Below are 17,194 nucleotides of genomic sequence, written 5' to 3' on the forward strand. Positions count from 1 at the left end.
ACCGGGTGAGGGCGCGCCTGCCCGGACCCCCGGCGGACATCCACACCGCACGCAATGCCACCGACACGTGGCCGGGTCGGCCGCCGACGCTGCCGGTGGGGGCGACGGGATCGTCCCGCCGCGCCCACCAGCAGCCGATGGGCTCCGGTGGCGAGGGACCTTCTGGCTAGCGCGCCGTCGCTCGATGGCGGCCCGCTGGCCTGACGCGGCCCGCTGGCCTCAGGCGGCCCGCTGGCCTCAGGCGGCCGGCCGGTCCAGGTGCCGGCTCAGCCACGATTCGAGCGCCGGGCGGCCTGCCGCGCCGACCTGGCGGTCGACCTCCTCGCCGTGGCGCAGCAGGACGAGGCACGGGATGCCCTGGACCCCGTACCGGGCGGCGAGCCCGGGGGCGTCGTCGACGTTGACCTTGACGACCTTGAGCCGGCCGGCCAGGTCGGCGCCGAGGGCCTCGACCGTGGGGCTGACCGCCCGGCAAGGCCCGCACCACGGGGCCCAGAAGTCCACCAGCACCGGCACCGACGTGTCGACCACGGCATCGAATGACGGCGCGCCCGCCTCGACCGACCAGGGCAGCGCCACCTTGCATTTGGCGCAGCGGGGGGTGCCGCCGGCGGCGTCGGGCACCCGGTTGCGGGCATGGCACGCCGGGCAGGCGACGGTGCTCACCCGCGGTCCCGGTCGGCGTCGGCCAGATCGGTGAGGGCTTCGCCGATCAGACGGGCTGCCTCGTCGGCGATAGGCCCGAGCGCCGGGCTGTCGGGGACCGTCGCCAAGATCGACGGGTCCAGCGCGTCGACGATGATGCCGTTGTCGCCTTGGCGGACCACCACGTTGCACGGCAGGAGGGCCCCGACCTGGCGATCGGCGTCGAGGGCACGCTTGGCAAGGCCGGGGTTGCAGGCTCCGATGATCAGGTAAGGCTCCATGTCCGCGCCGAGCTTGTCGTGCAGCGTGGCTCGGACGTCGATCTCGGTGAGGGTACCGAACCCCTTGGCTTTGAACGCCTCTTTCACCTTGGCGACGGCCTCGTCGTAGGTGGCGTCGAGGGTGATGGTCTTGACATATCCCATGGCTTGCTCCTCCTTGGTTGGGGGTACTTACCCATCGGTCGGGTCAGCGCACCTGCGGTCCCCGGTTGTATGAATCATACCCCAGGGGGTATGATTCAGTCATGGGAAGACCGAGGAGGACGACCGTTGTCGACAACTGAGCGGACCCAGGCCAGGGTGGCCAAGCCCGGCAACCCCGAGGCAGGTGAAGGGCCTACAGGGCTGTTCGCCAGGATCGGGCATTGGACGGGCCTGCACCTACGTCCCGTGCTCGTGGTGTGGTTGATGGTGCTGGTCGTCTTCGGCGTCTTCGCTCCCAAGGTGGAGTCGGCGCTCGCCGGGGCCGGCTGGCAGGACTCGACCAGCCAATCGGTGCACGCCCGCCAGCTCATCCGCCGAGACTTCTCCGGTCTCGGCTCGAGCGCCCTGCAGGTGGTCGTGGTCGACCGCAGCGGCCCGATCGCCGCGGACCCGGCCGCAATTGCGACGCTCTCCAAGGTCGAAGCGACCCTGCGCGCCAACAAAGATGTCTCGACCGTGGTCCCCCCCCAGGCGGGCTCGTCGATCTCAGCTGACGGGCGCACCGCTGTGGTAATCGCCGGCGCGGCCGCCAGCACTAACCAGATGGTCACCGCCGCCGATCACCTTGCGACACCCCTCTCGCGCCTTGGCCACAGCCACATCAGCGTCACCCTCACCGGTGACAGCGCCCTGTGGGCCAACTTCAACTCGGCCAACCACTCGGCGATGCTCCGCTCGGAGATGTTGTCCTGGCCCGTCACGTTGGCAATCCTGGCCGTGGCGTTCGGCAGCCTGATCGCTGCCGGCCTGCCCCTGATGCTGACAATGGCCGGACTGCTCGTCGCCGCCGGCGCCCTGGTGCTGGCCAACCACATCGCTCCGGTGTCGATCTGGGCCCTCAACTTCGCGCTGATGTTCTCCCTGGCACTCGGGATCGACTACGCCCTGTTCCTGGTCGTGCGCTTCCGCTCCGCGCTCGAGCATCGCGGAGTTCAACCCGGGGACCGTGGCGCCGCAGCCGCAGCCGCAGCCGAGACCCTCGCCACGGCCGGCAAGGCGGTGGCGTTCTCCGCGGTCACCGTGCTGGCCTCGCTCGCTTCGATCCTCATCGTGCCGAGTCCCGCATTCCGCTCGATGGCCATAGGGATCATGCTGTCGGTCCTCGCCGTGCTGGCCGCCACCCTCACCCTGCTCCCCGCAGTGCTGGGCAAGCTCGGGACCCGCATCAACTCGGGGCGCGTGCGCCTCCGTCGGGGCGGCCCCGACCTCCCCGCCGGGCACAAGCTCGAGCAGCGCCTCCACGCCTGGGGCCGGTTGCTGTGGGCTCACCCCTGGCCGGCGGCCGTCGCCGGGCTGGTGGTGCTTCTCCTCGCTGCCGCTCCGGTGATCGGCCTGCGGACATCCATGCCGTCGATCACGATCATCCCGGCTTCTTCCAACGCCCGGGTCGGCTACAACCAGGTCTCCGCCGCCTACGGAGTTGGGTTCCCCGGCACCCTGCAGGTGGTGGTGCCCGCCGGCGAGCAGGCTGCCGCCCTCGCAGCGGCACGCCGCACCCCCGGTGTCGCCGCCGTGATGCCCGGCCCGACCAACGCCGGCTCGACCATGGACCAGGTCGTCCCCACCACCGGGCCGTCCGCCGCGGCGACGGGTGCAACCATTGACCGGCTGCGCCGCAACCTGCCTCCCGGCGCCCTGGTCGGAGGGGCGGCGGCAGAAAACCATGATCTGCAGCACGCCCTGGCTAGCCGCACGCCCATCGTGTTCGGGATGCTCGCGGCCATGGGCTTCATCCTGCTGCTGGTCGCCCTCGGCGCGCCGCTGGTGGCCTTCGGCGGGGTGGTGATCACCGGGCTTTCGGTTGCCGGCGCCTTCGGGATCGCCCGGCTGATCTTCCAGAACGGGGACTTGTCGGGGCTGTTGGGCTTCACGCCGCAAGGCTTCGTCGACGCCTGGGGCCCGCTGTTCTTCGGGGCGATGGTCTTCGGCGTCGCCATGGATTACACCCTGTTCCTCCTCTCGGCGGCCAAGGAGCGCTACGAGACCCACGCCGACCCCGAAAAGTCGATGGTGGGATCGGTCCAGACCTCCGGGCGGGTGGTGGTCTCAGCTGCGGCCGTGATGATCGCAGTGTTTCTCACCTTCGCCCTCTCTGGACCGCTCGCCCCCAAGGAGATGGGTGTGATCCTCGCCGTGGCCGTAGCGCTCGACGCCCTAGTCGTCCGCCTGGTGCTCCTGCCGGTGCTACTGCGCCTCACCCATCACGCCGCATGGCACCAACCCCACTGGCTCGGTCGGATCCTGCCGACCGTCCGCTTCGCCCACTGACCGGAGCGATCCGGTGATCGTGAGCAGGACGGCCGACGCACCGGCCGTCCTGCTCTTCGATGCAGACGAGCAGAAAGCGAGTCGCATGCCAGACCTCCGACACGGCGTAGTCCCTCCGACCTGGCCGGTTCGCCTCCCCTTGTGGGTGTGCCGAGCACCCCGTCCGCCCCGCTCAGGCAACCATCCGGTACTCGTGGATGAGGCCACCAGACGATCGGCTCTTCGTAGCCAGGCCGCGTCAACGTCGCCGATGGTGTGGGAGGGGTCGCATCGGAGTATGCGGGCGGTCGTTGCCTGAGGGGCGGTGGGGCCGGTGGGGCCGGTGGGGGTCGTAATGCTTGACATAGTTGGCAAGGACTGCTTCGAGGTGACGGCGACCGAAAAGGAGCATCCGGTCGAGGCACTTGCGCCGGATGGTGCCGATGACCCGCTCACAGACGGCCTTAGCCCGGGGGCTCGGCGGGGGGTGGTGAACACGCTGGCGCCCTCGCTGCGAAGACGGCGTCGAAGGAGGCGGTGAACGGTGTCACGAATGCGGATGAGGAACTTCACGGCGTTGACTTGTTCGGCGAGTTACATCGAGAGAATCCGGGCTTCCTGGTCACCCAGGCGGGAGACCCGCTTCGCGGTCACGCCGGCGATCCGTACGAGAGCGTGTCGTAAACATGAGGACGTAGAGCCTGCGGATAAGAACGGTGTCAACATGGAAAGAAGTCCCACGCCATCAGCCCCTTCGCCTGTGCGGCAAGGGACTCCGCCCAGGTCGGTGCTGCCGCGGCGACGGTTCGACGCCGTGACCCTTCAGGTCACCCAGCTGCTCGATGACGATGCCCATGGTGGCCAGTTCGCCGTGGATACGGCGGTAGCCCCACTGGGGCTCTCCTTCGCCAGTCGGAGCACCAAGGCGGTGGTGCCCTCGGGATCGCCGGTCGACCGGGCCGGCCGCGCGGTAGGCCCAGCGGTTGGCGACCAGGTCCCGGTGCCAGTGCAGCAAGGTCGACGCTTGACGAAGGAGCGTTCGAGGCGGCGGCGCGGAGCAGTCGTGCCAGCGCGGCCAGCACCGCTCTCTGCCGGCTCCAGCGCGGGTAGCTGCACCTGGCGCCGAAGCACCGCCGCCCCGGCGCAGCACGACGATCTCGATCGCGAGCTCGGTATCGCTCGGACCGATGAGGCGGACCAACCGAAGTACCCCGCAATACGCCCGGAAGAGGACCAAGAGAGTCACGGCCCGGGCGCTCGCTGCGCGCCGCCGCCATCGGTCAAAGTCCGGCTCACAGCCCATGGTGACATTATCGGCACGCACAGGGTGCGGGTGACGCATATACGTGCGTGCGGCGGTCGAGCAGGCGAGTTGCCGCGCGGCCAGCGGGATAGGTTTCGTTAATCTCCGCCAGACGCTACGACCCGCCGGCGGATGGTGTTCGCCTGCTGGCAGGCCCCTCTCCTACCTGGGGATGGCGGTCGTCAACCGGTCCGCCGCCCAGATCTTCGGTGTGGATCCGCCACCGCACGACGCTCCGAGACCCTTCTCGCCGGCCGCTCCTGACGGGTCAGGTCTGTGATCGAAGCGGCAGCGTCTCCTGCTGTGAGACTACTCACCAGGAGCGGGCTCCGCGTCCGGCAGGCCGTCGAGGACTGGGTGCACCAGCGCCTGCTCATGGGGCTGGCCCGTTCGAGCTACCTCGATGCGAAACCAGGCCGCCAGCGCGAGGTTCGCCCCATTATTGCTGAGGCACTCGCCGCGTACCCGGTTCGACGCCGAGGACCCAATGAGCGGTCTGGGGAGCGACGCCACAGAATGGGTCGTGGGCGCCCGGACCTGCGAGCCGTAGAGGCCGAATGGTGGTGACGAGGACCATACGAGGACGCCAACCATTACCCTGATGTCGTGTCCTGTATCGTCACCCGTCTCATGGTGGCAGCCTCCGCTGCTTACCTCCTCTGAGGCCTCGTGCACGACGAGTTAGTGACGTGGCTCGTCGTCGCGGTGTCCGTCATAGCCGTCCTCGCGTGGTCCCAACCGCATGGAGCTGGCTGGCGCCTGGGCAGCCAATGCGGGCCTGCATGTGGGAAGCGCAAGCGGACGGGCTCGTCAGCGCACCGGCCGGTTCTAACGTTCGTGGATATGCCGACGGGCAGAACAGAACTCTCTCTTGACCCTACCGAGGAGGAAAACCGATGAACACGACAACAAGTCCAGCCAGGGTGGCGTTCTTGATCTTGAGTGATGATCCTGCCAGGGTGCTTCCTGGCTTGGTGATGGCGGCGCGGATGAAAGCGAATCGTGGTGCGGACGTGCGCGTCCTCTTCTTCGGGCCTGGTGTGAAGCTGGCAGCTAGTGGGACGGCCGATGAGCAGCTCGACGCCCTCCGTGCGGCTGGTATCGGGGCGAAGGCCTGCTCGGCCAACGTCGAGCAGTACGGAGTGGCCGCCGAAATTGCGACGCGCCCACTGGAGCTGCTCGCCGCAGGAGCAGAGGTCGAGGAGTACGCTCGCCAGGGCTATACGGTGCTCAGTTTCTGATCTTCTGTCAGGGGTTTCGGCACCGCCGAGCGCAACCCGTTGAGCCCGTCAGGCGGCCCCTTCGGCGCTGGCCGCTGCCTTTCCAGGCGACGAAGCCATCAGCAACTTCCCTCCACCCCGAGATGCTGGGCGCGGTCAGACGGCGGCCAAACACCGGAGGGCCGCGGTCAAGGCGGCAACCGAGCTGAAACCTGACACCATCCTCCTCGACCTGTCACTCCCGGACACCGCAGGGAAGACATTCTCGCCGACCTGTTCCGAGCGTCCCCCGGCGCAAAGATCGTCATCTTGTCGAACAACTCGAGGATCGCAGGGCCCGACTTGGTGGCCGAGGGAGCAACCGGCTTCATCGAAAGGGACTCGCGCCATCAGCGCTCGTAGAGCAACTCTCCACCGTGTTGCAGAGACCCCTCACCCTCACCGCTGCCCTCCCGGAATTTTGAGGGACACGCCAGGGTCAACCGGCGCTTCGGTTCCGCAAATCCGGGCTCAGATAACATCGAGCTCTTGGTGCATCCCGTCGGCGTAGTGGTTGGGGAAGTTGCAGATCAGTTCGTAGTGGCCGGGCGGGAGAGTGATGGTCACCCAACTGACGGTACCGGCGGTGATGCCTGCGCCAGTCCCGTTCGTGCAGCTGTTAGACGCTTCGCCGAGGCTCCCTGTCTCGCTGACCTTGCCGTCCCCGCCTGGCACGCGCAGGCCGGCCGTAGCACCAGCGGCAAGTGGGAGGATCACCAGCTCGTGGGTGCGCCAGCCTACGTTGGACGCAACGAGCGTGATCTGTCCTGCAGCGACGATATCCGGCGTGGCGTGCAACATCATCAGTGCCCCCCTTGGAGCGGTGCCGCCCATCATTTGGGTCATGCCCATGTCAGCCAAGGTCACGTCAACTCGTTTCCCCGGCAGCGACGGGGGGGTCGAACAGCTCAGGCGGCGGAAGTGGTAGCCCCCGGGGCCGGAGGACATCCCGGTAGCAGCAGGAGAGGGACCTGAGCTGCCGCCCATCATCCCGGCGCTGGCCGAGTAGCCGACCGAGCCGCAGCCGGCCGCCGCGAGCATACCGATGAGCGCTCCGGCGAGCGCAGCCCTCCTGTCCCAAGCCGAATATGTGATCACCTGAACACTTCACCACCCTGCGAGCTTGTTCAAGCAGAGCACAAGGTCACATAGTCGCCGGGAGCTCGATCCGACCGGCGCCTATCTCGGTCACCTGGGCGCCGCCCTCGACTACCGGGACTGGCACCGCTTCGCCGTCCTCGTCATCGACGACGCCCGGCCCGGCACGGCGGCGCCCCGTGACGTCATCGCCAACTACAAGGACCAGGAGATTGGCGTTGCGGACGCGTCGAGCGTGGTTCTGGCTGACCGGTATCGGACGCGTACGATCGCCAGCCTGGATCACCGGCACTTCGACACTCTTGGGTCGCTCGATGGCGGCTACTTCGAGGTGCTCCCGCGGGTGGGTTGACGGGGCCCCCGGCGCCCCTCACCGGGACGGGGTTCTCGGGACTCGGCGGTCGAGGTCATGCGCCGAGTGGGGCCGCCCAGGCGGCTGCATAGAGCAGACGCCGTGACCGGCGGCTTCGTCGCGTCTGAGACCGAGGGTCACACGATGGTCCTAAACCCCCGCCACCAAGTAGGGGCATTTTTCGCGCCTCTTTGCATATGCACAAGCCGCTGACCAGCATGTTTGGGTCGGCGGCCTGTGGTTTATGGGGTGAGTTTGTGGGGTCCTACTCAACTCCCGCATAGGGCAAAAAGGCGGCGCGCCAGGGCACGGGCGGGCCGGCACGCTGCGGTTTCGTGCATCGAGGTGGGCAGCCTTCGAGTGCTGCACAGGGCATGCACTAGGCAGCGCCATGCAGCTGCCCTACTCAATGGCGCTCGGAGTCCTCGGCACCTCAGGGGCGCTGATCGTGCTGCTGGCCGGCGATCGGGCGCCCCTGGCCCGCTGTCGCTGTCGCTGTTCCGCCGTCGACCGAACGCCTCCTCAGCACCTGACCGGGGCCGTTCGACTCCGCCCCGTAGCGGGATCGGCGACCGGCACGGTGGGCGCCGCGCCACCGCGGCTCTAGGTGCGTGATCGTGGTACGTGGCCGGTGGGCGGCTGGCCCTTGCTCCACCCTCGCGTGGGATGGGCAAGAGCGTCCGGTCCCCCGGCTGCGAGCGGCCCGGTGAGGTAGCGCTGGACGCTGCCGGCGAGGTCGGCGACGAGGGACTCGGGGTCCTCGCTGGCGATCGGCTCCAGCCTGAGCACGTATCGGCACAGGGCCACACCTAGCAGTTGGGCGCCGACCAGCCCTGCTCGGCGTTCACCATCGGGGCCGCCCGCCACCGCGCTGACGGCGGGCACGGCCTGGGTCCTGAAGATCTCCCGCATGCGCTCGGCGCCCCCCTCGTGGGTGGTGGCGGTCCGGAGCAGCACCACCAAGGCGTCGTCGGCTCGCCCGCCCTCCCACAGCGAGACGAAGTGGCGGGCGAGGACCTCGCCCAGACGCCCTGGTTCGACCCCATCCAGGTCCGGCAGGCGCAGGTCGATGTCGGCGGCCGCGGCGAACAGCCCCTCCTTCGAGCCGTAGTAGCGCATCACCATCGAGGCGTCGATCCCCGCGTCTGCGGCGACGGCCCTGACCGTCGTGCGCTCGTAGCCCTCGGCTGCGAAGCGGGCCCGCGCCGCGTCGAGGATCGCCTGGCGGCTGCGCTCGGAGCGGGCCCCGGGCCTCGGCCAGGGGCCAGGGGCCGATGTCGGGGCGGTGGGCGCACTACTGGCCATGGCGATCACCATACCTCACCGTGCGTTGGCCAACCAGTGTTGACTCCGATCCCATCGAGCCGTATCCTGGTCAACGGCCGTTGGCATTCGTCCTCGGCGGAAAGGAGCCGAAATGCAACCTCGCCGGATCCTTGGAGCAGCGGTCCTCGGCGCGGCACTGGTGTCGGGGTGCTTCGCGCTGTCCTTCGTCGGCGCCCTGCATGATCCGAGGCCCCACCACCTGCCCGTGGCGGTGGTCGCCCCCGCACCGGTGCGCCACCTGCTCGCCGCCGGGCTGGGCGCGCACGCCCCCGGCGCCTTCTCACTGCGCTACTACCGCTCGGCCTCCGCGGCGCGCTCTGCGGTGCGCGACCGAGCGGTGGACGCGGCTTTCGTGGCCAGTCCAAGCGGGGCGCGCCTGTACGTGGCCGGCGCGGCCGGCCAGGGTCCCCGCCAGGTCATCCAAGGCGCATTCGGGGCGCTCGCCGGCGCGTCTCATCTCTCCGTGTCCACCCAGGATCTCGTTCCCCTCGGCGCTGGCGACCCCCTCGGGCTGTCGACGTTCCTGATGGTCCTCGGGATCGTTATCCCAAGCGTCGGCGCGGGCGCGGTGGTGGGCCTCGCTGCGGGCCGGGCCGGCACCGGCCAACAGGCCCTGGCGCTCGTCGCTGCCGCAGTGGGGGTGGGCTCGGTGGTCACCTCGGTGGTAGACGGCTGGCTCGGCGCGCTGGTCGGACACCCCCTGGCACTGTGGGGCCTAGCGATGCTCGCCTCCCTCGCGGTGTCATCGGCGACCGCAGGACTGGCCCGGGCCCTCGGGCCCCCCGGCGCCGCGCTCGGGGCGCTCGTGGTCGTGGTCGTTGGGATGCCCGCCACCGGCGGCCCCGCGGGCCTCGGGGGCTTCTTGCCGGCCTTGTTCCGCCCGCTGCGCCACGCCCTGCCACCAGGAGCCGCGCTCGAAGCGCTCCACGGCGCCCAGTACTTCTCCGGCCACTCGGTTGCCGGGGCGGCGTGGGTCCTCGCCGCCTGGACCGCCGGTGGCCTGGCGTTGCTCGCCGGCGCTTCCGCGGTCCACCACCGCCTTGCGGTGAGCGCTGCGGGGAAGGGCTCCGAGCGCCCAGTGAGCGTGGTGCGCGATGACTCCGGCACGGTCGGCTGACGGCTTCGGCCGGCAACACGCGCCAGCGGTCGCGCCGCACGTCGAGACAGCTGGTCGATCCTTCCCAGCTCCCTGTCTCCGCCAAGCTGGACCCGTCGCATCCACTGTCGTTCATCGGCTGACTGGACAGGATGCCCTGGCTCTCGGGCAGCCGGTTTACGGGCCAGCGGCGCTGGCGGTCCTCCTCTTCACATACGCAGCGCGTGGTGTCTCGCCGGTCGGTCGATCGGGTGAGGCATGACCGACCACAGATCGGACCCGAAGGCGATCAGCACACGATCGTTCGCCGACATGTCTGACCGTTGGCGTCCACCTCATCGCCTCGTCGGTCTGGTCGGGGGGCGCTGGACTCTGGCGGTGCTCGCCGAGCTCTCCGATCGCGGGCGGCGCTACCAGGATCTTCATGACTCGCTGGAGGGGATCTCGCACAAGGTGCTTACCGACACGCTGCGACGCGCCGAGCGCGATGGCCTGATCGGCCGTACCCTCGATCCTGGGCGGGTCGACACCTCGACGCTCTACGAGCTCACCGCTCTTGGCCGATCCCTCGACGAGCCGCTCGCCGCCCTTGGGCAGTGGGTGGACGCGAAGTGGGACCTCGTCGATGCGGCCCGCCACCGCTGGGATGTCAAGGCGGACGGTCGGTGAATGGCCACCCTTGTACTCTCTTTCCGGTTCCGGCGGGCACTTCGAGGTGAGCCAGCTCTCGTTGAAGTGCCTTTTGGATCGGGTGTATGGCTGGTAGTGGAGGAGACAACCCCTCATCCACGGTGTGGGGATCATGCTCCTGTGGAGGTCATCGCCCATGCGACTTGGTCGACGAAGTGGTCACTCGAAGATTCTCGCCGTCGGCGTGAGCCTGTCGGTCCTGTTGTCGGCTTGCGGCACCGCCCATCCCTCGGCTGGATCAAGGTCGCGTGCCAAGGCGACCACCTCGTCGACCACTTCAGCGATCTCGACGACGCTCGACCCCACCTCCATCGCTGTCCTTTCCGCCTACCGGGCGGCATCGGGAGCGTTCGAGCAGGCTCTCGCGACAGCGAACCCCGCAGATCCGGCACTTGCGACGACCATGGTCGACCCGCAGCTCCAATCTGTGAAGGCGAACCTGCTCGCCGACCAGCGTCAGGGGATCGTCGGGCGGGGATCGGTGACCCTGCACCCGAAGGTTGTCGCGCTTTCTGGCTCTACCGCAACGGTGATCGATTGCGCCTACAGCACGACTGAGCTCGTGTACAAGGCGACCGGTAAGCCGGTGCCGCCGGTGACGCCGCCGGAGAACGACGGGATCCGAGCCACGCTCGACCTGACCGGCGGCTCGTGGAAGCTTGCCAAGCAGACCGTGACGGAGGGGTCATGCGCGCCGGGCTCATGATCGCCACCACGGCCGCAGTCGCCGCGACGATCCTGGTCGTTGGCGCAGAGCCGGCGTGGGCGGGCGACGGATATGGCCAGGACAACTATTCGAACGCGCAGGTGTCGGGCGGGCAGTTGACGGTGCAGGCCGGCGTGACCGAGTGGACCCCGCCGTCGAGCTCCTCCTGGGCGACTCGGGCCCAGCCCGATCCGCCGGCGGACAAGCCGAACCCGAACCAGCCCTACGGATGCACCTACACCGCCGACCCGCAGGCCCAGCAGACCCTCGGCGCCGGGGGGCCGACGCCGGGCCAGTGGATCATCCCGGTGTGCGCGGGGCCGGGGGTGATCGACCCGATGCCGCCGTTTTGGGTTTCCGGTGCGAAGCCGGTTGCGGTCACCGTGCAGGTCGCGCCGATCGTGGTGGCGGAGCAGGCCGCGAAGACTCTCCCGCTTTCGTCGCCGGTGATCGAGATGGCCCCGCCCGACGGCGCCTCCCAGCTGGTGCGCGTCGCGACCTGGCTGTGGGTGAACCCGGCTGGCTGGCGGCCGGTGAGCGCGTCGGCGACGGCGGGGGCGGTGACGACGACGGCAACCGCGACGCCGACGAAGGTGGTCTGGGTGATGGGCGACGGCTCCACGGTCACCTGCGACGGTCCCGGCACGCCGTATGACCCGTCGGCGCCGAACGCGTCGTCGAGCTGCTCGTACACGTGGACGACCGCCGGCACCTACACGGTGACGGCGACGACCTACTGGTCGGTGACGTGGAGCGCGGCGGGGGCGGCGGGCGGAGGGACTCTCGGCGTCCAGGCCGGACCGCCGGCCCGGGTGACGGTGCATGTCGTCCAGTCCCAGGCGATCAACACGGCGAGCAGCGGAGGCGGCTGAGGAAAGGCAGGCCCATGGCGATCACGACGTCTCGACCCTCGACCAACGGCCGCCCTGCGGCCGGCGGCGCCAGCACTGGGGGAAAGCCGGGCCGCCGCCTTGGTGGCGGTCCCCGAGGGGGCTCGGGTCGCCGGCGCCAGATGCCGCTGGTCGTGGTGGGGGTGCTGCTGGTGGTCGGCTGCGCCCTCGGGTTCGCCGACGCGTCGCTGAGCCTGGCGAGCCACCAAGACGTCCTCGCTGTCGCGCAGCCGGTCGCAGTCGGCCAGGTCCTGACTGCCGGAGACCTGCGGTCGGTGCGGGTGTCGACTGGCGCCGGGCTGGCGGTGGTGCCGGCAGGAGAGGAGGCGGGCGTGGTGGGCCGGCCGGTCGCGGTGCCCCTGGTGGCGGGGGCGCTGCTCGTCCCCGGCGACATCGGTACCGTCTCCCCGGCGGCCTCGGGTGCGGACGTCGTCGCGGTCGCGCTGAAGGCGGGGCTGTTCCCCCCTGACCTCGCCCAGGGCGACCGGGTGCAGATCGTCCCGGTGGTCACCTCCGCGTCGAGCACCCCGACAGTGTCGGGAGGCCCGGTCGACGCCACGGTGCTCGGTGTCCAGGCGGCTGTCGCCTCCTCGAACGCGGACACGGTGTTCTCGTTGCAGGTGGCATCGAGCGAGGCGGACGGGATGGCCTCGCTCGCGGCGGCGGGCGACGCGAGCCTGGTCCAGGTCGGGGCGGGAAGCTGACCATGGGTGCCGTCGTACTTGGGTCGGTCCGCTCGTGCGGCACGACGACTGCGGCGGTCGCGTTGGCGGCCACCTGGCCGGCGGGGCGCCGCGTTGTGGTAATAGAGCTCGACCCTGCCGGCGGCTCATTGGCGGCCGCGTCGGGGTGGGCGGGGGAACCGAGCCTGGTGACGCTCGCTGCTGCCGCCCGGCGCGACTCCGACCCGGAGGCGATCTGGGCGCACTGCCACCAGCTGCCTGGCGGCGTCGCGGTGCTGGCGGCACCGGCGTCGGCCAGCCAGGTCCGCAGCTCGGCGGGGATGCTGCGCGGGCTGTTGGACCGGCTCGGCGAGCTCGACGCGGACGTGCTGGTCGACGCCGGCCGCATCGACCCCGGCCGCGTCGACTCCGCCACGGCCCTGCCTGGGGTTGTCGGCGGTGCGGGGCGGGTCGTGCTCACCGTCCGGCCCAGGCTCGCCGACCTGCAGTCCCTCGCCACCTTCGTCGAGACCCGTGTCGACCCGGACAGCCGGCTGCGGGCGAGCCTCGCGTTGGTGTTGGTCGGCGACGGCCCCTATCCCGACGCCGAGATCACGGAGGCGCTCGGCGTCGACGTGCTCGGACGGATCCCCTGGGACCCCCAGGCCGCCGAGCTGCTGACCGCGGTGTCGGCGTCGGACCGGCGGCTTCGGCTCTCCCCGCTGGTGCGTGCGGCCCGGAGCCTCGCCGAGACCCTCGTGGACGAGACGGCACCGGATCTGGTGCCCGAGGGCGGCCTCGACCAGACGCCGCCACCATCCGGCGCCACGCGAACCCGATTGCTGCGGCGGTTCCGGGCGCCCGCAGCTGTTGCGACCGCGGGCACCAGCGACGGGAACGCCGCCGCCTGGGACGCCGCCGCCTGGGACGGCGTACGCACCAATGGCAGCTCGCCCGGTGGGGAGGTGGCGCGGTGACCACCGAGCACCAGTCGCTGGGCCATCTGCTCGCAGCCGGGGGAGGCGCTGGTGGCCCGGCGGCTGACCGGGACCTGGTGGAGGGCCTGCGAGCCGACGTACTCGCCGCGCTGACCGAGCGCACCGCGGCCCGCCAGGCGGCCGGAGGCCTACCACTCGGTCCGGCCGACGAGCAGGCGCTGGGTCGCCAGCTGATCGCCGAGGCCCTGGAGCGCCGGGCCCGCCAAGCGCTGTCGGCCGGGGACACGGTGATGTCCGGGGTCGGCGAGGACCGCCTCGCCCGGGCAGTCTTCGACGCGCTGTTCCGCCTGAACCGCCTGCAGCGCCTGCTGGACGACCCGGGGATCGAGAACATCAACGCGAACGGCTGTGATGTGGTGTGGGTCCGCTACGCCGACGGACGCCGGGAGCAGGCGGAACCGATCGCGGAGTCCGACGCCGAGCTGGAGGACATGCTGCGCACCGCGGCAGCCCGCGTCGGGATCGGCGAGCGGCGCTTCGACCGGGGATCGCCCCGGATCTCGCTGCAGCTGCCCGACGGCTCCCGGCTGTTCGCGTTGATGGCGGTGGCGGCCCGGCCGTGCGTATCGATCCGCCGGCACCGCTACCTGAAGGTCACCTTGGACGACCTGATCGCGACCGGCACCGTCGACATCGCGCTTCGCGAGTTCCTCCGGGCGCTGATGGCGGCGAAGAAGTCCTGCATCATCTGCGGGGGGACCGGGGCAGGCAAGACCACCCTCCTTCGGGCGATGGCAGCCGACATCCCGGCCTCGGAGCGGCTGATCACCATCGAGGACTCCTTGGAGCTCGGCCTGGACCGCTACCCCGACCTGCACCCGGACTGCATCGCCTTGGAATCCCGGGAGGCGAACCTCGAAGGCCAGGGCGGGGTCAGCCTGGCGGAGCTGGTGCGCTGGGCGCTTCGCATGTCACCTGACCGGGTGATCGTCGGCGAGGCCCGAGGCGATGAGGTCCTCGCTCTACTCAACGCCATGAGCCAGGGCACTGACGGGTCGATGGCCACCCTGCACGCCTCGTCGTCGCGGGGTGCGTTCTCCAAGCTCGCCACCTACGCCATCCAAGCCCCCGAACGCCTCCCCTTGGAGGCGACGAACCTGCTCGTCGCTAACGCCGTGCACTTCGTCATCCACCTCGCACGCGACGGTGAGCGCCGGGTGGTCTCCTCGATCCGGGAGGTGACCGGGGCGGAGGGCCCGATGGTCGCCTCGAACGAGGTCTTCCGGCCCGACCACAGCCGTCGGGCGGTGCCGGGCGCCCCCCTTCGCAATGACACCCTCGACCAGCTGGTAGCGGTCGGTTTCGACCCTGGCCTGCTGGAACGGCCGGAGGGGTGGTGGGAGCAGTGACCGCCCTCGCCGGGCTTCTCGGGGCCGGCGTCGGGCTGGGGCTGGTGCTGGTCTGGGCCGGCTGGCACGGTGTCAGCCTTCCCCGCCGGACTAGAGCGTCGGCGGGTCCGAGGGCCGAGCGGGCGACGTTGCGCCTCGGCCTCGCCGCTGGTGCTGCGGTGCTCGTCGGGGCGGCGACGGGCTGGCCGGTCGGGGCGCTCCTGGCCGGGCTGGCCGGGTGGGGGCTGCCGGGCCTGCTCGCGGGACCGAAGGGACGTGCCGGGGGGCTGGCCCGGGTGGAGGCGGTGGCCGGGTGGGCGGAGATGCTGCGCGACACGATGGCCGGCGCCGCCGGGTTGGAGCAGGCGATCGTCGCCACCGCACCGGTCGCGCCGCTTGCGATCCGGGCCGAGGTCGCCACCTTGGCGGTCCGCCTCGACGGCGAGCGGCTCGCCCCGGCGCTGCGGGGCTTCGCGGATGAGGTGGCCGACCCGACCATGGACCTGGTCGTCGCCGCGTTGGTGCTAGCGGCGGAGCATCAGGCGTCCCGGCTCGGCGAGCTGCTCGGCTCGCTCGCCCAAGCCGCCCGGGACCAGGCCACCATGCGCCTGCGGGTCGAAGCCGGACGGGCCCGGGCGCGTACCTCGGTCAAAGTCGTTCTCGGGGTGACCGCCGGATTGGCGCTCGGCCTCGCCGTGTTGAACCGCTCCTATCTCTCCCCTTACGACACCGCCGTCGGCCAGCTCGTGCTGCTCATGATCGGGGCGATGTTCGCCGGGGCGTTCACCTGGCTGTCGCGCATGACCCGCCCGGCCGCCCCCGAACGGTTCCTCGCCGCCGGGCACGCCGAGCCGGCCGTCGCCCACGGTGTCCGGCCGTGATCACCGCCCTGTTGCTCGGAGCGGGCACCGGGCTCGGGTTGTGGTTGGTGGTGCGCGGCCTGTTCCCGCCCCGACCGTCGCTCGCGGATGCCCTCGCCCAACTGAAACGAGTACCACAAGCGTCCCCGGTGCTCGCCCCGGTCGCCGACGGCGGCATCGCCGCCCGGGTCGGCGCGCCGGTCGCCGGGCTGCTCGGCCGCGTCGGGGCGGGCTGGCTGGTACCGGGCAGGATCCGCCAGGACTTGGCGGTGCTGGAGCGCAGCACCGAGCGTCACCTGGCCGAGAAAATCACCCTCAGCCTGGTCGGCCTGCTCGTCGTCCCCGCCATGGCCGCACTGCTGGCCCTCGGCGGAGCGCGCCTGCCGCTCGCCGTGCCGGTCTGGGGGGCGCTGGTGCTCGCAGTGGTCGGTTTCGTGATCCCCGACCTTGGCATCCACACCGACGCCACCCGACGACGCCGCGACTTCCGCCATGCGCTCAGCTCCTTCCTCGACCTGGTCGTGGTCGCCCTCGCTGGCGGCGGCGGGGTCGAGAGCGCGCTCGGCGACGCCGCGAGCATCGGGGCCGGCTGGCCGTTCGCCTACCTGCGCCGAGCCCTCGACCAGGCGCGCCTCGCCCGCGAAGCACCGTGGGCCGCGCTCGGACGGCTCGGGGTCGAGCTCGGCGTCGGGGAGCTGTCCGAGCTCGCCGCCTCGGTCGCCCTGGCCGGCACCGAAGGCGCCAGGGTCCGCGCCAGCCTGGCCGCCAAGGCCACCTCGCTTCGCACACACCAGCTCGCCGAAGCCGAGACCGCCGATCAGGCCGCCAGCGAACGGATGAGCCTGCCCATCGTGCTGCTCTTCGCCGGGTTCCTGTTCTTCATCGGCTTCCCCGCCGTCGAACGAGTCCTCCACAGCGTCTGACCATCCATCCAACAAACAGAAAGAAGGCCAATACCGTGTTCCCCGAGCTGACCGTCCTCAAGAACCTCATCGGGGTGCTCTTCGCCCGATGGCAGGCGCTGCGAGCCGACCCCGAGGCCGCCTACTCCACCGAGACGGTGATCGTCACCGCCCTCCTCGCCGCGCTGGCCCTCACCGCCGTCGGCATCATCGTCGCCAAGGTCGTCGCCAAGGCCAACAGCATCACCACCGGCCCCTGACCCCAACGGTGGACAGCTCTGTAGGGAGGCCGAATTCATGTCGGTTGGGCCGTCTTCTTGTCGGTGGCGTGTCGCTCGCGGCTGGAT

17 protein-coding genes and 1 pseudogene are annotated in these 17,194 nt (G+C 70.6%); 13 read left to right on the forward strand and 5 right to left on the reverse strand.

Annotated elements, in window-relative coordinates:
* Positions 1–237 precede the first annotated feature (237 nt).
* Together trxA and K6U06_RS12260 are read right to left on the reverse strand one after the other, a co-directional pair.
* Complete coding sequence (trxA, locus tag K6U06_RS12255; RefSeq protein ID WP_262322220.1) at positions 238–666, reverse strand: thioredoxin; 429 nt, start codon at positions 664–666, stop codon at positions 238–240.
* The gene (locus K6U06_RS12260; RefSeq protein ID WP_262322221.1) at positions 663–1,070 is read right to left on the reverse strand and encodes a DUF302 domain-containing protein; all 408 of its coding nucleotides are present in this window, start codon (positions 1,068–1,070) and stop codon (positions 663–665) included. Before K6U06_RS12260 ends, trxA begins: the two co-directional genes overlap by 4 nt.
* A 126-nt stretch (positions 1,071–1,196) precedes the next feature.
* Between K6U06_RS12260 and K6U06_RS12265 the strand changes: the two genes are divergently transcribed.
* Positions 1,197–3,398, forward strand: coding sequence for an MMPL family transporter (locus K6U06_RS12265; RefSeq protein WP_262322222.1), 2,202 nt, complete (start codon positions 1,197–1,199; stop codon positions 3,396–3,398).
* Positions 3,399–3,636: 238 nt separating this feature from the next.
* Here K6U06_RS12265 and K6U06_RS24705 read toward each other — a convergent pair.
* Positions 3,637–3,858 (reverse strand): annotated as a pseudogene (locus K6U06_RS24705) (integrase core domain-containing protein); the annotation flags it as partial.
* Positions 3,859–5,576: 1,718 nt separating this feature from the next.
* Here K6U06_RS24705 and K6U06_RS12270 point away from each other — a divergent pair.
* Positions 5,577–5,921, forward strand: a complete 345-nt coding sequence (locus K6U06_RS12270) for a DsrE family protein (RefSeq protein WP_262322223.1) — start codon at positions 5,577–5,579, stop codon at positions 5,919–5,921.
* 489 nt (positions 5,922–6,410) lie between these two features.
* Here K6U06_RS12270 and K6U06_RS12275 read toward each other — a convergent pair whose 3' ends face one another.
* A complete protein-coding gene (locus K6U06_RS12275; protein ID WP_262322224.1) occupies positions 6,411–6,806 on the reverse strand; it encodes a hypothetical protein in 396 nt (131 codons plus the stop codon).
* Between the two features lie 256 nt (positions 6,807–7,062).
* On the opposite strand from K6U06_RS12275, the gene K6U06_RS12280 reads away from it, so the two are divergent.
* Positions 7,063–7,389, forward strand: a complete 327-nt coding sequence (locus K6U06_RS12280) for a hypothetical protein (protein ID WP_262322225.1) — start codon at positions 7,063–7,065, stop codon at positions 7,387–7,389.
* A gap of 603 nt (positions 7,390–7,992) precedes the next feature.
* On the opposite strand, the gene K6U06_RS12285 is transcribed toward K6U06_RS12280, so the two are convergent.
* Positions 7,993–8,694, reverse strand: a complete 702-nt coding sequence (locus tag K6U06_RS12285) for a TetR family transcriptional regulator (protein ID WP_262322226.1) — start codon at positions 8,692–8,694, stop codon at positions 7,993–7,995.
* 112 nt (positions 8,695–8,806) lie between these two features.
* Here K6U06_RS12285 and K6U06_RS12290 point away from each other — a divergent pair, with 112 nt between their 5' ends.
* From K6U06_RS12290 to K6U06_RS12335, 10 genes are all read left to right on the forward strand, one after another.
* The gene (locus tag K6U06_RS12290) at positions 8,807–9,832 is read left to right on the forward strand and encodes a hypothetical protein (protein WP_262322227.1); all 1,026 of its coding nucleotides are present in this window, start codon (positions 8,807–8,809) and stop codon (positions 9,830–9,832) included.
* 291 nt (positions 9,833–10,123) lie between these two features.
* The gene (locus K6U06_RS12295; RefSeq protein ID WP_262322228.1) at positions 10,124–10,480 is read left to right on the forward strand and encodes a winged helix-turn-helix transcriptional regulator; all 357 of its coding nucleotides are present in this window, start codon (positions 10,124–10,126) and stop codon (positions 10,478–10,480) included.
* A gap of 205 nt (positions 10,481–10,685) precedes the next feature.
* A complete protein-coding gene (locus K6U06_RS12300; protein ID WP_262322229.1) occupies positions 10,686–11,207 on the forward strand; it encodes a hypothetical protein in 522 nt (173 codons plus the stop codon).
* Positions 11,189–12,079 carry a hypothetical protein gene (locus tag K6U06_RS12305; RefSeq protein ID WP_262322230.1) on the forward strand — a complete coding sequence of 297 codons (891 nt, stop codon included), beginning with the start codon at positions 11,189–11,191 and terminating at the stop codon, positions 12,077–12,079. The genes K6U06_RS12300 and K6U06_RS12305 overlap by 19 nt, the downstream gene beginning before the upstream one ends.
* A 140-nt stretch (positions 12,080–12,219) precedes the next feature.
* Entirely contained in the window at positions 12,220–12,801 is a 582-nt protein-coding gene (locus K6U06_RS12310) for an SAF domain-containing protein (RefSeq protein WP_262322231.1), read from the forward strand.
* 167 nt (positions 12,802–12,968) lie between these two features.
* A complete protein-coding gene (locus K6U06_RS12315) occupies positions 12,969–13,736 on the forward strand; it encodes a hypothetical protein (protein WP_262322232.1) in 768 nt (255 codons plus the stop codon).
* On the forward strand, positions 13,733–15,106 hold the full coding sequence (locus tag K6U06_RS12320; protein WP_262322233.1) for a CpaF family protein: 1,374 nt from the start codon (positions 13,733–13,735) through the stop codon (positions 15,104–15,106). The genes K6U06_RS12315 and K6U06_RS12320 overlap by 4 nt, the downstream gene beginning before the upstream one ends.
* Positions 15,103–15,966, forward strand: coding sequence for a type II secretion system F family protein (locus K6U06_RS12325; protein ID WP_262322234.1), 864 nt, complete (start codon positions 15,103–15,105; stop codon positions 15,964–15,966). Before K6U06_RS12320 ends, K6U06_RS12325 begins: the two co-directional genes overlap by 4 nt.
* Positions 15,963–16,868, forward strand: a complete 906-nt coding sequence (locus K6U06_RS12330) for a type II secretion system F family protein (protein WP_262322235.1) — start codon at positions 15,963–15,965, stop codon at positions 16,866–16,868. The genes K6U06_RS12325 and K6U06_RS12330 overlap by 4 nt, the downstream gene beginning before the upstream one ends.
* 35 nt (positions 16,869–16,903) lie before the next feature.
* The gene (locus K6U06_RS12335) at positions 16,904–17,107 is read left to right on the forward strand and encodes a hypothetical protein (RefSeq protein ID WP_262322236.1); all 204 of its coding nucleotides are present in this window, start codon (positions 16,904–16,906) and stop codon (positions 17,105–17,107) included.
* Positions 17,108–17,194 lie beyond the last annotated feature (87 nt).

The sequence above is a fragment of the Acidiferrimicrobium sp. IK genome, from assembly GCF_025499425.1.
GTDB lineage: Bacteria > Actinomycetota > Acidimicrobiia > Acidimicrobiales > Palsa-688 > Acidiferrimicrobium.

Excerpts from the sequence above, each read along its gene's own strand:
- K6U06_RS12260 (WP_262322221.1), bottom strand. The coding sequence starts at position 1,070 with ATGGGATATGTCAAGACCATCACCCTCGACGCCACCTACGACGAGGCC.
- K6U06_RS12270 (WP_262322223.1), top strand. The coding sequence starts at position 5,577 with ATGAACACGACAACAAGTCCAGCCAGGGTGGCGTTCTTGATCTTGAGT.
- K6U06_RS12285 (WP_262322226.1), bottom strand. The coding sequence starts at position 8,694 with ATGGCCAGTAGTGCGCCCACCGCCCCGACATCGGCCCCTGGCCCCTGG.
- K6U06_RS12290 (WP_262322227.1), top strand. The coding sequence starts at position 8,807 with ATGCAACCTCGCCGGATCCTTGGAGCAGCGGTCCTCGGCGCGGCACTG.
- K6U06_RS12295 (WP_262322228.1), top strand. The coding sequence starts at position 10,124 with ATGTCTGACCGTTGGCGTCCACCTCATCGCCTCGTCGGTCTGGTCGGG.
- K6U06_RS12305 (WP_262322230.1), top strand. The coding sequence starts at position 11,189 with ATGCGCGCCGGGCTCATGATCGCCACCACGGCCGCAGTCGCCGCGACG.
- K6U06_RS12310 (WP_262322231.1), top strand. The coding sequence starts at position 12,220 with ATGCCGCTGGTCGTGGTGGGGGTGCTGCTGGTGGTCGGCTGCGCCCTC.